Raw genomic sequence first — 12,549 nt, 5'->3', positions numbered from 1 at the left:
CACGAACCGATTCGGTTCAGTGAATGAACTCAACTGGGCGACCGTAACATGATCTGGTTCGGTGATTGAACCTCGGGGGCGATAGTGTGACCTTCATGGCACTCGGCAAGGACTACGCCGCGCAGGACTGCTCGCTGGCCCGGGCGCTGGAGGTCGTGGGGGAGCGCTGGACCCTGCTGATCGTCCGCGACGCGATGTACGGCGTGCGCCGGTTCAGCGACTTCCTGGCCCGCCTGGACATCCCCCGCGCGGTGCTCTCGGCACGGCTGCAGGTGCTGGTGGAGACCGGCGTCCTGATCAAGGACGGGCACGACTACGTGCTCACCGAGATGGGCAAGGAACTGTTCCCCGTCGTGCACACGCTCTCACGCTGGGGTGAGCGGCACCTGTCCGCCGAGGTGTGCCGCATTTTCGTCCACGTCGAGTGCGGCACGCCGGTGGAGACCGACGGCACCTGCCCGTCGTGCAGCCGTCTCGTCCCCATGGACGACCTGGAGATCCATGCCGGCCCCGGCGCCCTGTACCGCGACGACCCGGTCAGCGTCGCCCTGCGCTCCCCGCACCGGCTGATGGAGCCGGTCCGTCTCTGACCTGGTACGGCTTCGCGTCAGGCGCCGAGCGCGCGGGCGATGAGGTCGGCCACGGCGTCGGGGTCCATGTGCTGGCCGGTGAGGGAGGCCAGGTTCTCCTGGTAGATCAGGACGGCGGTGAAGGTGGCGGCCGCGACCTCCAGCCGGGCCTGGTCTCCGCGGGCGCCGGGAAGGGCCAGTTCGAGGGCGTGCCGCGCACGCCGGAACACCTCGCCGTTCAACCGTCCGAGCCTCTCCCGGACGGACCGGTGCGTGTCGGCCTCCCGGAACAGGATCCGGCGCATCGCGGGCGAGGCGTGCAGCGGGAGGCGGCGCGCCAGCCGCGACAGCGTGCCGGCGGGGTCACCCGGCAGCGCCTCGACCGCCCCGTCGGGCAGTTCCTCGACGAACGTCCGCTCGTCGACGAGGGCCAGCAGCACGTCGATCTTCTGCGGGAAGTAGTGGAACACCAGGCCCTTCGGGACCTGTGCGTGCCCGGCGATCCGGGCGGTGGAACTGGCCTCGTAGCCGCGGTCGGCGAACAGCGCCTCGGCCGCGTCCAGGATCCTCGTGCGCGAGTCGGCCGTGCCGGTCCCGCCGGATGCGCTCATCGGCTCCGCCCCCGAACGGCCGCTGGGCCCCAGGGCGCTCGCGCGCCCGGGGACCATGACTCGGTCTCTGTGTCGGTCTCTGTCTCGGTCAGGCCGCGGCCTTGCCGCCGCGCGCCTGGGTAGCTCCCCACACGCCGACGATAGTCGCGACGCCGCCCGCGATCCATGCGGTCCACGCACCGGCGTCCTGGCCACTGAAACCGAACGCCCACGGCGCCACGAAGATCAGCAGTGCGAACGCGGTCGCCGTCCAGGCCGTGGGCCCGGCCGCGCCGAGCAGCGCGTACAACCCCGCGGCCGTCAGCAGTGCGCCGAGCACCATGAGCGGTTGCTTACCGGCGTCGTCGGCCCACAGTTCGGGGGCCAGGAGCGCGGCGAGGCCGGCCAGGAAGGCCACCCCGTCCTGCCATGCGAACCTATCCATCCGCCACCTCCAGTATGGAGTTATCGTCCTCCTCGTGATTCCCTGATTGACCGCCCGGTCAATCTTTCCCGGACGCCCGTTCGATAGCGCCCCGGAGTGAGGTCGTCGGGACGTGGGGAAAGCTGGACGGGTCATGATGGGACGACCGGATACCCCGCACCTCATGGAGCGCCCATGGGACGCCTGTGCTCACTGCGTTACGAGGACGGGCCGATCGTGGCGCCGCGCAGCGTCGTGTAGAACGGCGACTCGGCCAGGCGAGATCCGGTCTCCTCACCGATGTAGACGTCGGCGTGGTCCTCGCCACCGTAACCGGGGCGGAACAGATCGGTGACCGTCCAGCGGGCCTTCTGGAACTTCCGGCACACCTTCGCCTCGACCGGGTGTCCGTTCCCCTCCCGCCCGCAGTCGGTGATCACGAAACGGCGGCCCCGCGCGAGGACGGACCTGTCCGCCGCCGCGGACGTCCAGGCGCGCAGCGGGCGGCCCGCCGAGTCGCGCGTGGTGTCGTCCAGCCAGAAGCCGACGCTGGACGACCAGTTGAGGTAGCGGCCGCGCTCCGGTCCGGACGTGATGCGCCCGCTGCCCTCCGTCTGGATCACCTTGAGGAAGTCCTGCGGATAGGAGCCCAGGGGATCCTTCCCATGCGAGCAGTGGAACTTCAGGCAGCCGCGCACGGCCTTGGGCTTGCCGCGGTAGAGGCTCTGCAACGCGGTGTAGTACGTGGTGATGCGCCACTTGCCGGGCCGCCCGAGGGGCCGGCCGTCCGGAGTGGCGGACGCCGCCGCGCTGGGAGACATCGCCGTGGGGGAGGCCGAGGGCGCCGGGCCGGGTGCCGAGGCGGGCGCGGTCGGGACGGTCGCCGTCGGCGGCGGGACTTCCAGTTCCCCGGACGCTCCCCGAGCGCTGCGCCCGCATCCCGCCGCCGCGCTCAGCAGCACGGCCGCGCACAGCATCACGGCCGTACGGAGGGGTGGCGCGAGCGGTGTCCTGGGCTGCATCCCACCCCCAAGCTCGCCGTGGAACTAGCTCACCGTGGAGCCCCGCGAAGGCTCCGCCGCCACCGGGGACCCTATCGCGGCGCTCGTGCCCGGGCGGCCCGGCAGCGAGAAGCTGAGCCGTCCCGCGATGGGCATGCCGAAGAACGCGCCGATGCCCTGCGGGACGAGCAGGAGCCCGGCCGAGAGCGCGCCGTGTCCCTTGACCTGCTGGTAGTAGAGCGGGATCAGGAACTGACAGCACGAAGGCGGCGCTCCTCCCGGGGGCGCCGCCTCACGTGGGCCGATCAGTGACCGCGCGCTATCCACTCCTCCAGATGCGGTGCCTCGGCGCCGACGGTGGTCGAGTCGCCGTGGCCCGTGCGGACGACGGTCTCGGCGGGCAGCGTGAGGAGCCGCCCGCGGATCGAGTCGATGATGGTCGGGAAGTCGGAGAACGACCGGCCGGTCGCACCCGGCCCACCCTGGAACAGGGTGTCGCCGGAGAAGACCGTCCCGAGCGCGGGGACGTGCAGGCAGACCGCGCCAGGGCTGTGCCCCGGTGTGTGCAGGACGGTCAGGCCGGTCCCGGCGACGGTGACGACCTGGCCGTCCGCCAACGCGCCGTCCGGGGCGGTCCCCGGGTGGCACTGCTCCCACAGCATCAGGTCGTCCGGATGCAGCAGGACGGGCGCTCCGGTGCGCGCGGCGAGCTCGGGTGCCGCGTCGATGTGATCGTCGTGGCCGTGCGTGGACACGATGGCCACCAGCCTCCGGCCCCCCACCGCCGCCGCGATGGCCTCGGCGTCGTGCGCGGCGTCGATGACGATCGCCTCCGCGTCGTCCCCGACGATCCAGACGTTGTTGTCGACCTCCCAGGTCCCGCCGTCCAGCGAGAACGTCCCGGACGTCACGACGTGGTCGACGCGGGCGCCCATCAGAGGACCACCACCGAGCGCAGGACGTCGCCGTGGTGCATCTTCTCGAACGCCGCCTCCACACCGTCCAGCGCGATCGTCTCGGACACGAACGCGTCCAGGTCGAGCCGCCCCTGGAGGTAGAGCTCGATGAGCATCGGGAAGTCCCGGGACGGCAGGCAGTCTCCGTACCAGGACGACTTCAGCGACCCGCCGCGGCCGAACACCTCCAGCAGCGGCAGCTCCAGCCGCATCTCCGGGGTCGGGACGCCGACGAGCACGACCGTCCCGGCGAGGTCCCGCGCGTAGAAGGCCTGCCGGTAGGTCTCCGGGCGGCCGACCGCGTCGATGACGACGTCCGCGCCGAAGCCCCCGGTGAGGTCCCGCACGGCCTCGACCACGTCGGCGTCCTTGGCGTGGACGGTGTGCGTCGCGCCGAGGGACGTCGCGGCCGCCAGCTTCCGCTCGTCCAGATCGATCGCGATGATCTTCGCCGCGCCCGCGAGCCGTGCTCCGAGGACCGCCGCCGATCCGACGCCGCCGCAGCCGATGACCGCGACCGAGTCGCCGCGCCCGACCCCGCCGGTGTTGATCGCCGCCCCGAGCCCGGCCATCACGCCGCAGCCGAGCAGCCCGGCCACCGCCGGCTTGGCGGCCGGGTCGACCTTGGTGCACTGCCCCGCGGCGACGAGCGTCTTGTCCGCGAACGCGCCGATGCCGAGCGCCGGGGACAGTTCGGTGCCGTCCTCCAGGGTCATCTTCTGCGCGGCATTGTGCGTGTCGAAGCAGTACCAGGGCCGTCCGCGCCGGCACGCGCGGCACTGCCCGCACACCGCGCGCCAGTTCAGGACGACGAAGTCGCCCGGCGCGACCTCGCTCACCCCGGCGCCCACCGACTCCACCACTCCGGCGGCCTCATGCCCGAGAAGGAACGGGAACTCGTCGTTGATCCCACCCTCGCGATAGTGCAGGTCGGTGTGGCAGACCCCGCACGCCTGCACCTGGACGACCGCCTCCCCGGGCCCCGGGCCCGGGACCGTGACCGTCTCCATCCGCACCGGCTCCCCCCGCCCCGGTGCGACGACCCCCCGTACCTGCTGCGCCATGCTGCCGCCTCTCGTCGAATCCGTGCTCTACGACCCTATAGATGCGTCGGTTCGTCGCGCTCAGCCGAAGCGGATGACCTCAAGCTTGTCGGCGGCGTCACGGTCCAGGACGGTGACGCCGGCGGCGGGCGGCACGGCGCCGCCGCGCGCGCGTTCCACCAGCGGCAGCCAGCGCCGGCAGTGCCGGGCGAACGTGGCGCCGGTGACGACCCGCCCGCGCGCGACCTGTCCGGCACGCGCGGTTTCGGGGTCGACGTCGATGAGGACGAGGTGCACCTCGCCGCCGCGCAGGCGGGCCAGCAGGGCGAAACAGTGCAGGATGTGCGGCCAGGTGCCGCGGGTGTGCGCGACGACGCCGTGGCCGCCGGCGACCGCGCGGCCGATCCGCCACACATGCGTCGCATGGACGAGGGGGGTGCGCAGGCGCGGGGGGAGCGGGCGCAGGAAGCGTGCCCACCAGTTGCGGGACTGCCGCGAGTCGATCACCCGGACGTCGCCGAACGGGACCGGCGCGGTCTCGTCGCCGCGCAGCCGGTAGATCCGGTTGAGCAGGGTGCTCTTGCCCGCCCCCGGGAGCCCCGCGACGAGCACCAGCGAACCGGCGGGGAAGCGCAGAGCCGGTCCCGGGTCCACATCAGTGGGTTCGTGGATGGTCCATCTCCTGGTTCGGCCCCGAGGTCGGTGGGAGTGTAGTTGGAGAAACGAACACTCCACACCCGTTGTTCCTCGGTCCGCCAGGCGGCGGTCACCAGCCGCGGGAGCGCCATTCGGGCAGCGAGGGGCGCTCGCGGCCGAGCGTCGAGTCCTTGCCGTGACCAGGGTAGAACCAGGTGGTGTCGGGGAGGCGGTCGAACACGCGCTCCTCCACGTCCGCCAGCAGTTGCTTGAAAAGCGTCGGGTCGCCCCAGGTGTTGCCGACGCCGCCGGGGAACAGGCTGTCGCCGGTGAACAGGTGCGGGGTCGCCGCCAGCTCGCCGCCCGCGTCGTACAGCAGCGCGATCGAGCCGGGCGTGTGCCCGCGCAGGTGGATGACCTCCAGCGTCGCGCGTCCCACCCGGATGGTCGAGCCCTGCTCGACGGGCTCGGTGACCGGCTCGGGCAGCGCCTCGGCGTCGCGGGGGTGCGCGACGACCGGCGCGCCGGTCGCCCGCGCCACCTTGCCCAGCGCCATCCAGTGGTCCTGGTGACGGTGGGTGGTCACGATGCGGGCGAGCGGCCTGTCTCCCAGCAGCTCCAGCAGCCGGGACGCCTCGTTGGCCGCGTCGACGAGCAGCTGCTCCCCGGTGGCGGTGCAGCGCAGGATGTAGGCGTTGTTGTCGTAGGGGCCCACCGCCACCTTCGTGACGGCCAGGCCCGGCAGCTCCCGGACGTCGGGGCGGCCGCCGGCCTCGACGTTGCCCGTGTAGCTCATGAGTCCTCCCGCCGGGTGGTCAGGGGTTCCATCCTCCACCATCGGCCGCCGTGGGCACCGGCGGGTGGTCCACTGAGTGGAATGCGTCACCAGACTCAGCCAGTTCGTGCGCCTGCGGACGGACGTTTCACCCTTGTTGCCCCACCATGGTTTGTGGAAGATCAGATCGACCCGTGAGGACGGTGACGCGTTGGTTACTGCATTCCGTCCCGGACAGGGCGGGGAGGCGCCGGAGGACATACTCGGGCACGCCTGCGCCCTGGTCCGGCTCTGCGGCCAGGACGCCGTGATCGCCGCGGTGCTGCTCGCCCTGGTCCTGGTGGGGACCGTGACACGACTGGCGGCGGGCCTACCTGGTGCCGTCGCGCTGGCGCTGCTGCCGGTAGTGGCGGGGACGTTCGCGGTCTCGGCGGTGTATGCGATCCGGTCCCGGCGGACCCTGGTGTCGGTGCTCGGGCAGGTGCGCGGCAGCACGGGCTCGCCCGTCGACCCCGGCGTGCCCTGGACGCCGTTCGGCTCGTCCGCCGTGCTGGACGAGCGGGTCCGCGACGTGCAGCTGCGCCGGCTGCTGTCGGCGGCGCACCGCTGCGGGGAACTGTCCTGGCAGGCCCTCGCGTGGGCGGTGACGACCGCCGTGTTGTTCCTGTTCTGGACACTGGCGACGGCCATGGCGGGCGGGTGAGCGGGTGATCGACCACGATGTGCGGCCGGGCAGCTTCTGGGGGCTGCTGTCCCCGACGGACCGGCAGGCTCTGCGGGCGATGGGGCGGCGCACCGACATCCCGCCGGGCGGGATGCTCTGCCATCAGGGGGTGACGGCCCCGGCCGTGTACGTGGTCTTCAAGGCGGCGCCACGCGCGGCGAGCAACGCGGTGGCCAAGGAGTTCGTCGACTCCAGCGAGGGCGACGAGTCGATCATCGACCTGTTCGGGTCGGGCGACCTGGTCGGTGTGCTCGGTCCCTGGGGGCACCCGCAGCGCGGGACGGTCGCCGCGTTGGACCAGGTCGCCGCGCTGCGCGTGGACCGCGGCAAGTTCCGCAGCCTGCTGGCGGCCAGCCCGCAGGTCGCCGAGGCGATGATGCACACCGTCTCCGAGGCCGTGACCTATGGCGGCAGGCGACACGCGGTGCGGGCGGCCGAGCACCCGCAGCGCCTGGCCTACCACCTGCTGGAGCTGGCCCACCGGTTCGGGGAACGCACCACACGCGGTACGGAGATCCCGCTGAGGCTCAGCCAGGCGGAGCTGGCCAACTGGGCCGGGATCTCCCGCGAGACGCTGGTGCGCTGGTTCCGGTTGTGGCGGGAGAAGGGCATCCTCGACCGCAAGCCGCGTCCGCTGACCGTCCTGGACAGGGAGAAGCTGCGCCGCGCGGCCAGCCCGTGGGGTGACGAGTGGCCGGTCGCCGCGCACGACCACGGCCCCCACGTCCCTCTAGGACGGCCTGAACCGGCGCCTGTTGCGGGCGCCGGAATCGCCGCGCGCGCGCCCGTGCGCATCGAAACCCCTGGCGGACGGCCACCCGGAATGCACCTCCCGGCAGACAATCCATTCTTCGCCGGACGGAATGTGAGCCTTGGCAAACTGGACATGCTGGTGGCGCAGGCGGAGTGGCCGCGCGCGGTGGTCGTCCAGGGGATGGCGGGTGTCGGTAAGACGACCCTGGCCCTGCACTGGGCGCACCGGGTCGTCGACCGGTTCCCCGACGGGGTCGTGTTCGCCGACCTGCGCGGGACGACGCGCAGCCCGGTCACGCCGGCCGAGGCGATGGGGCAGGTGCTGCGGGCGGTCGGGGTCCCCGGCCACCAGCTCCCGCGGACCGAGTCCGAGCTGGCCGCGCAGTGCCGGTCGCTGCTGGCCGACCGGCGGATGCTGCTGATCCTGGACAACGCCGTGCGGCCCGAGCAGGTCCGGCCGCTGCTGGCGGGGACGGCGTCGGGGCTGGTGGTGGTGACGAGCCGGCGTCGGCTGCCCGCCCTCCTGGAGGGTGCCGACGTCCGGACGCTGGAGCTGCGGGAGATGGTGACCCAGGAGGCCGTGGACCTCATCGCGGGCGTCCTTGGCCCGGCCGACGAGCGCGTCCGCGACGAGCGGCGGGCGGTCGAGCGGCTCGCCCGCGAGTGCGGGCACCTGCCGCTGGCGCTCGCCGTGATGGCCGGGAAACTGGCGGAGAACCCGGGCGAGTCCATCGCCGAGACCGTGCGGGAGCTGACCGCGCGGGACGGGCGGACCGCGCCGCCGTACGGCGCGGGCGTGCCCGGCGCGGGCCTGCACGCGGGCCCCGCCGTCGGTCCGGAGCTGCAGAGCGTGCTCAGCCCCACCTTCGACGTCGCCTACCGGGGGCTGCGCCGCGACCAGCGCGAGGCGTTCCGCCGGCTCGGCCTCATCGCCGGACCCGACTTCACCCCGACCGCCCTCGCCGCGCTGCAGGACCGGACGGTGGAGGAGTCCGGCGAGTGCCTGGAGGGGCTGCGGCAGGCGTACCTGGTGCACGACGTCGGCCCGGGCCGGTACCGGATGCACGACCTGCTGCGCGATTTCGCCCGCGAGCGGGGCCTGCGCGAGGACGCCGACAGCGACCTGCTCGCGGCGCAGCGGCGGCTGCTGGCCGGGTATCTCGCCGAGGCGCGGGAGGCGGGCGCGGCGCTCGCCGGGCGCCGCCGTCCGGTCGTCCACGGGGGCCGCGGGGAGGATGTGACCCGGCCGCGTCCCCCGGACGCGTCGGAGCGGGCGGCGGGCTTGGCGTGGTTCGAGGCCGAGCGCCGCAACCTGGTCGCCGCCGTGCGCCAGGCGGCGCGGCTCGGGCTGCACCGCACCTGCTGGGAGCTGGCCGACGCCCTGTTCGACTTCCTGGAGTTCCGGCGCTACAGCGAGGACAACATCGCCGTCCACCAGGTGGGCCTGCACGCCGCCCGCACCGAGGAGGACTGGGCCGCGGCCGCCGTCATGCTGCACAACCTGGCGGTCGCGCATCTGGAGCTGGGCAACTCCGTCCCGGCCATCGGCTACGGGGAGGACGCCCGCCGCGGGTTCCGTGCCGTCGACCCGCCCGACCGGTACGGCGAGGCCGCCGTGCTGGCCACCCTCGCCGATGTCCATGCCGCCCTGGGCCGTTACCTGACGGCGATCCAGCACGCGCGCCGCTCCCTGGAGATCTACCGGGACCTTCAGGACGACGGCGGCGTCGCCAAGGGGCACGACACCCTCGCCCGTGCGGGCCTTGGCCTCGGCGACTACGAGAACGCGCTGCACCACGCGGGTGAGGCGCTGGACGCGCGCCGGCGCCTCGGGGACCAGCCGGGCGTGGCCGAGACCCTGCTCACCCTGGCGCAGGTTCACCGGCGCCAGGGAGACGTGCACGAAGCGGTCTCGCACGCACTGGAGGCTCTCTATCTCCGGCAAGAGCAAGCGGATCGGCACGGCGCTGCCCAAGCGCTCACCGAGCTCGCGCGAATGAACGCCTCGCTCGGCCTGCGCGACATGGCGCAGCGGGACGCCGACCAGGCGTTGCGCGCCTACCGGGCTTTGGGTGCGCGGCACGGAGAGGCGCGCGCGCTGACCACGCTCGGGATGCTGAGCTGCGACGCCACCCGCTTCGCCGAGGCGTTCACCTACTGCGGGCAGGCACTGCGCCTGCACCGCGACATCAGCGACCGGCACGGCGAAGCCGAGACGCTCGCGCAGATCGGGATCGTCCACTGGCGCCTGGGCCGCTACCGGGAGGCGCGCGAGCACCTGCTGCGGGCACTGGAGATCCGCCGCGAGATCGGCGACCAGCACGGCGAGGCCCACGACCTGGAGCACCTGTCGGTGGTCATGCGCCGGCTGGAGCGCCCCCAGGAGGCGTTCGTCCTCGGCCTGGAGGCCCTGGACCTGTGGCACCACCTCGGCGCCCAGGCCGGTCTCGCCGGCACCCTCGGCAGCCTCGCCCGCACCTACCTGCGGCTCGGTCTGCCCGCCGACGCCGAACGCGCCGCGCGGCAGGCCCTCCAGATCCGCCGCGACACCGGCGACTCCTACGGCATGGGCGTCGGCATGGACACCTTCGCCGCCGTCCTGCGCCGCAGCGGCCGCCCCGAAGAGGCACTCCAGATGGAGCTGGACGCGCTGCACCTGCTCGGCGAGGTCGGCGACCGGCACAGCGAGGGCACCGCCCTGGCCCACCTCGCCGGCATCTACCTCGACCTCGGCCGCGCCGACGAAGCCCTGGAGACCGGGCGCCGCGCGCTGGAGCTGGCCACCGAACTCGGCGACACCCGCGAGCAGGCCTACGCGCTGCACACCATGGCCTGCGCGTCCCAGACGCTCGGCAAGCACGCCCGCGCCACCCAGCACTGCCACGCCGAGATCGCCATTCGCCGCGACATGGACGACCACCGCGGCCAGCGGCAGGCGCTGGACCTGCTGCGCGACTCCCACCTGGCCCTCGGCGATCAGGCCGCCGCCGCCGACTGCGCCCGCCGCGCGCGGGCCCTCGACAAATGGCTGGAGGATCTGTTGCTCGACGTGTGACGAAAGACGCAGTCCGTCGCCGCACCGACGCGTTGACTGGAGTCGGGGCGTACCGCCCCTGCCCGGATCCGGCGAGGAGGCGAGATGGAGACCACGCGGTTCTGGGACGCGCTGCCCGTCCGGGCGCGGGAGGCGCTGCGGCAGGCCGGCGCCACGGCGATGATCAGACCAGGCGCGTTCCTGATGCGCGAGCACACCCGCGCGTCCCAGGTCTTCGTGCTGCGCGCGGGCGTGGTGAAGGTGTGGGTGGACCGTGACGGCGAGGTCGCCATCCTCGACATCCTTGGCCCCGGCGACCTGGCGGGCGAGTTGGAGGCGGTGGACGGCGGGACCCGGCACGCCAACGTCGAGGCGCTCACCCCCGTGGAGGCGCTCGTCCTGCCCGCCGCCCGCTTCCGGACCGTCCTCGACGACCACCCCGGCGCCGCGTGGGCCGTGGCGGGCGTCCTGGCCGAACGCCTCCGGGACGCCGACGAGCTGCGCATCGCCCATTTCCCCGACGATCCCGAGCGCCGTCTGGCGAGCCGTCTGCTGCGGCTGGTCGACCGCCTCGGCTCACCGCTCAAGGAGGAGCAGCCCAACGGCGTGACCCGCGCCCTGGAGGGCGGCTACCAGGTCCAGGTCCCCGTCACCCAGCAGGACCTCGGCCGCTGGGCCGGGATGGGCCGCCGCAAGGTCGCGCAGATCCTCGCCTCCGCCCCCGTCCGCGGCCGCATCACCGTCGCCCGCAACATGATCGTTGTCCGTTCCGTCGACGCCCTGCACGCCCTGGCACGCCGCGAGGAGTAGCCCCGACCTCGGACGAGCTCGTTCAGAAACCGGCCGGATGGTGGGGCCACGGGGGCGGTGCGGGGAGCGGGCCGTCCGGGCGTAGGGCCACACCGGCGCCGGACGAGCGGCCGCTCAGCCAGCCCAGCAGCGCCCGGCCCGATCCGGACGCCTCGGGGCCGCCGGGCGCCCAGCCGAGCTCCGCCGACTCCCCGGAGTCGGTGGCAATGAGGCGGTGCCCGGCGAGGCCCCCGCGGTGCTTCTCCGGGAGCGCCGACAGGTCGTCGAGCGTGCTGGTCAGCGCCCAGCGCACGTAGGACTCGGGCCAGTCTGCGGGCCCGTAGCCCGCCGCGAGGTCGACGTGGTGGGCCTCCACCTCGTGCCAGCGCCGCATCACGCTGAACCACGCCGGGTGCGGCCAGCCGGGCATCGCCCGGACCGGAGCGTTCCACACGTCCTTCGGCAGTGTCCGTGCCTGCTCGGAGAACCTCGCCGCGGTGGCCCGCAGGTCGTCGATCATCTCGTCGCGGCCCCGCCGGGCGCCCTCCTCCAGCGCCGCGTTGCGCGCGTCCACGCTGGGGTACTGCGGTAGCTCTACGCCGGTCCGTGCCCATTCGAGCAGGTTCCACAGGGAATCGGCGTTGCGGGCGATATGCGTCGCGACATGGCCGCGGCTCCAGCCCGGTAGCGCGGACGGTGCGCGCACGTCCTCCTCGGTCAACGCGGACAGTGTCGCCGCGATGCGCTCCACGCCCGAATCCAGCTCGCCGATGACGTTCCGCCACTCCATCGAGGCCCTCTCGTCCGCAGGAGGCTCCATCCTGTCGCACCCACCGCACCGGTGCCAGGGGACAACGACGATCATGGAGCTGCCCGCCCGCGCGACCTGCCACCTCCGCGACGCTGCTCGGCAGCCTTCCCGACCCCGTGCCCTCGACGGGTGGCTCACCCCAACGCCGCTGCCATCGCCGCGCGTGCTGGATCGCCGTCCGTCCCGATGTCCGCCTGGACGAGGTCATGGCCCTGGTCACCGCCACCGGTCACGGCGCCCTGGCCGGCGGCTGGTCCGACGACCTCCGGCGCCGGACACTGGCCCTGGTCTTGACCGCCCTTCGCCCCGCCACCTCCTAGTTGTGGTGGCGGGCGGTGTTCGAACACGTGTACGGTGCGAGGGTGCCGCCGGGGGCCGCGAAATGCGGCGGCGGGCACCGCTGTTGATGGACTCGGGGGATCCTGTCGGAGTCACTTCTGTCGG

14 protein-coding genes are annotated in these 12,549 nt (G+C 73.3%); 5 read left to right on the top strand and 9 right to left on the bottom strand.

The window, feature by feature from the left end:
• Window positions 1-95: 95 nt before the first annotated feature.
• Window positions 96-590: a winged helix-turn-helix transcriptional regulator gene (locus tag AMA02S_RS31505; protein WP_067465737.1), complete on the top strand. Its 495-nt coding sequence runs from the start codon at window positions 96-98 to the stop codon at window positions 588-590.
• 17 nt (window positions 591-607) lie between these two features.
• Here AMA02S_RS31505 and AMA02S_RS31500 read toward each other — a convergent pair whose 3' ends face one another.
• The 8 genes from AMA02S_RS31500 to AMA02S_RS31470 all read right to left on the bottom strand — a co-directional run bounded on the left by AMA02S_RS31500 (window position 608) and on the right by AMA02S_RS31470 (window position 6,015).
• Complete coding sequence (locus AMA02S_RS31500; protein WP_084265780.1) at window positions 608-1,180, bottom strand: TetR/AcrR family transcriptional regulator; 573 nt, start codon at window positions 1,178-1,180, stop codon at window positions 608-610.
• 88 nt (window positions 1,181-1,268) lie between these two features.
• Window positions 1,269-1,604, bottom strand: a complete 336-nt coding sequence (locus AMA02S_RS31495; RefSeq protein ID WP_067465509.1) for an SPW repeat protein — start codon at window positions 1,602-1,604, stop codon at window positions 1,269-1,271.
• A gap of 197 nt (window positions 1,605-1,801) precedes the next feature.
• On the bottom strand, window positions 1,802-2,605 hold the full coding sequence (locus tag AMA02S_RS31490; protein ID WP_245667913.1) for a hypothetical protein: 804 nt from the start codon (window positions 2,603-2,605) through the stop codon (window positions 1,802-1,804).
• 24 nt (window positions 2,606-2,629) lie between these two features.
• A complete protein-coding gene (locus tag AMA02S_RS42255; RefSeq protein ID WP_157430922.1) occupies window positions 2,630-2,911 on the bottom strand; it encodes a hypothetical protein in 282 nt (93 codons plus the stop codon).
• Complete coding sequence (locus AMA02S_RS31485; RefSeq protein WP_218005181.1) at window positions 2,890-3,522, bottom strand: MBL fold metallo-hydrolase; 633 nt, start codon at window positions 3,520-3,522, stop codon at window positions 2,890-2,892. Before AMA02S_RS31485 ends, AMA02S_RS42255 begins: the two co-directional genes overlap by 22 nt.
• A complete protein-coding gene (locus AMA02S_RS31480) occupies window positions 3,519-4,604 on the bottom strand; it encodes an S-(hydroxymethyl)mycothiol dehydrogenase (protein ID WP_067465504.1) in 1,086 nt (361 codons plus the stop codon). The genes AMA02S_RS31485 and AMA02S_RS31480 overlap by 4 nt, the downstream gene beginning before the upstream one ends.
• Window positions 4,605-4,664: 60 nt before the next feature.
• The gene (locus tag AMA02S_RS31475) at window positions 4,665-5,237 is read right to left on the bottom strand and encodes an ATP-binding protein (RefSeq protein WP_067465502.1); all 573 of its coding nucleotides are present in this window, start codon (window positions 5,235-5,237) and stop codon (window positions 4,665-4,667) included.
• A gap of 112 nt (window positions 5,238-5,349) precedes the next feature.
• Window positions 5,350-6,015: an MBL fold metallo-hydrolase gene (locus AMA02S_RS31470; protein WP_067465499.1), complete on the bottom strand. Its 666-nt coding sequence runs from the start codon at window positions 6,013-6,015 to the stop codon at window positions 5,350-5,352.
• Between the two features lie 190 nt (window positions 6,016-6,205).
• Here AMA02S_RS31470 and AMA02S_RS31465 point away from each other — a divergent pair, with 190 nt between their 5' ends.
• From AMA02S_RS31465 to AMA02S_RS31455, 3 genes are all read left to right on the top strand, one after another.
• Window positions 6,206-6,697, top strand: coding sequence for a hypothetical protein (locus AMA02S_RS31465; protein WP_157430921.1), 492 nt, complete (start codon window positions 6,206-6,208; stop codon window positions 6,695-6,697).
• 4 nt (window positions 6,698-6,701) lie between these two features.
• Entirely contained in the window at window positions 6,702-10,526 is a 3,825-nt protein-coding gene (locus tag AMA02S_RS31460) for a tetratricopeptide repeat protein (protein ID WP_067465495.1), read from the top strand.
• An 84-nt stretch (window positions 10,527-10,610) separates the two neighbouring features.
• Entirely contained in the window at window positions 10,611-11,315 is a 705-nt protein-coding gene (locus AMA02S_RS31455) for a Crp/Fnr family transcriptional regulator (protein WP_067465493.1), read from the top strand.
• Window positions 11,316-11,337: 22 nt separating this feature from the next.
• Here the strand turns inward: AMA02S_RS31455 and AMA02S_RS31450 are convergent, their stop codons facing one another.
• Window positions 11,338-12,114 (bottom strand): maleylpyruvate isomerase family mycothiol-dependent enzyme, encoded by a 777-nt coding sequence (locus tag AMA02S_RS31450; protein WP_218005171.1) that lies wholly within the window; start codon window positions 12,112-12,114, stop codon window positions 11,338-11,340.
• 107 nt (window positions 12,115-12,221) lie between these two features.
• On the opposite strand from AMA02S_RS31450, the gene AMA02S_RS42250 reads away from it, so the two are divergent.
• The gene (locus tag AMA02S_RS42250; protein ID WP_157430920.1) at window positions 12,222-12,425 is read left to right on the top strand and encodes an SbtR family transcriptional regulator; all 204 of its coding nucleotides are present in this window, start codon (window positions 12,222-12,224) and stop codon (window positions 12,423-12,425) included.
• Window positions 12,426-12,549: the final 124 nt, after the last annotated feature.

Origin of the sequence: Actinomadura macra NBRC 14102 (genome assembly GCF_001552215.1) — a bacterium.
In the GTDB taxonomy this organism is placed as follows: Bacteria; Actinomycetota; Actinomycetes; order Streptosporangiales; family Streptosporangiaceae; genus Spirillospora; species Spirillospora macra.
The sequence above is the reverse complement of the archived record's forward strand: the minus strand, read 5'-3'. Positions and strand labels throughout refer to the sequence as shown.

What these genes read in the sequence shown, in the direction of transcription:
- AMA02S_RS31505 (WP_067465737.1), top strand. Translation starts at nt 96, where the DNA reads ATGGCACTCGGCAAGGACTACGCCGCGCAGGACTGCTCGCTGGCCCGG.
- AMA02S_RS31470 (WP_067465499.1), bottom strand. Translation starts at nt 6,015, where the DNA reads ATGAGCTACACGGGCAACGTCGAGGCCGGCGGCCGCCCCGACGTCCGG.
- AMA02S_RS31455 (WP_067465493.1), top strand. Translation starts at nt 10,611, where the DNA reads ATGGAGACCACGCGGTTCTGGGACGCGCTGCCCGTCCGGGCGCGGGAG.
- AMA02S_RS31450 (WP_218005171.1), bottom strand. Translation starts at nt 12,114, where the DNA reads ATGGAGCCTCCTGCGGACGAGAGGGCCTCGATGGAGTGGCGGAACGTC.
- AMA02S_RS31480 (WP_067465504.1), bottom strand. Translation starts at nt 4,604, where the DNA reads ATGGCGCAGCAGGTACGGGGGGTCGTCGCACCGGGGCGGGGGGAGCCG.
- AMA02S_RS31490 (WP_245667913.1), bottom strand. Translation starts at nt 2,605, where the DNA reads ATGCAGCCCAGGACACCGCTCGCGCCACCCCTCCGTACGGCCGTGATG.
- AMA02S_RS31500 (WP_084265780.1), bottom strand. Translation starts at nt 1,180, where the DNA reads ATGAGCGCATCCGGCGGGACCGGCACGGCCGACTCGCGCACGAGGATC.
- AMA02S_RS31495 (WP_067465509.1), bottom strand. Translation starts at nt 1,604, where the DNA reads ATGGATAGGTTCGCATGGCAGGACGGGGTGGCCTTCCTGGCCGGCCTC.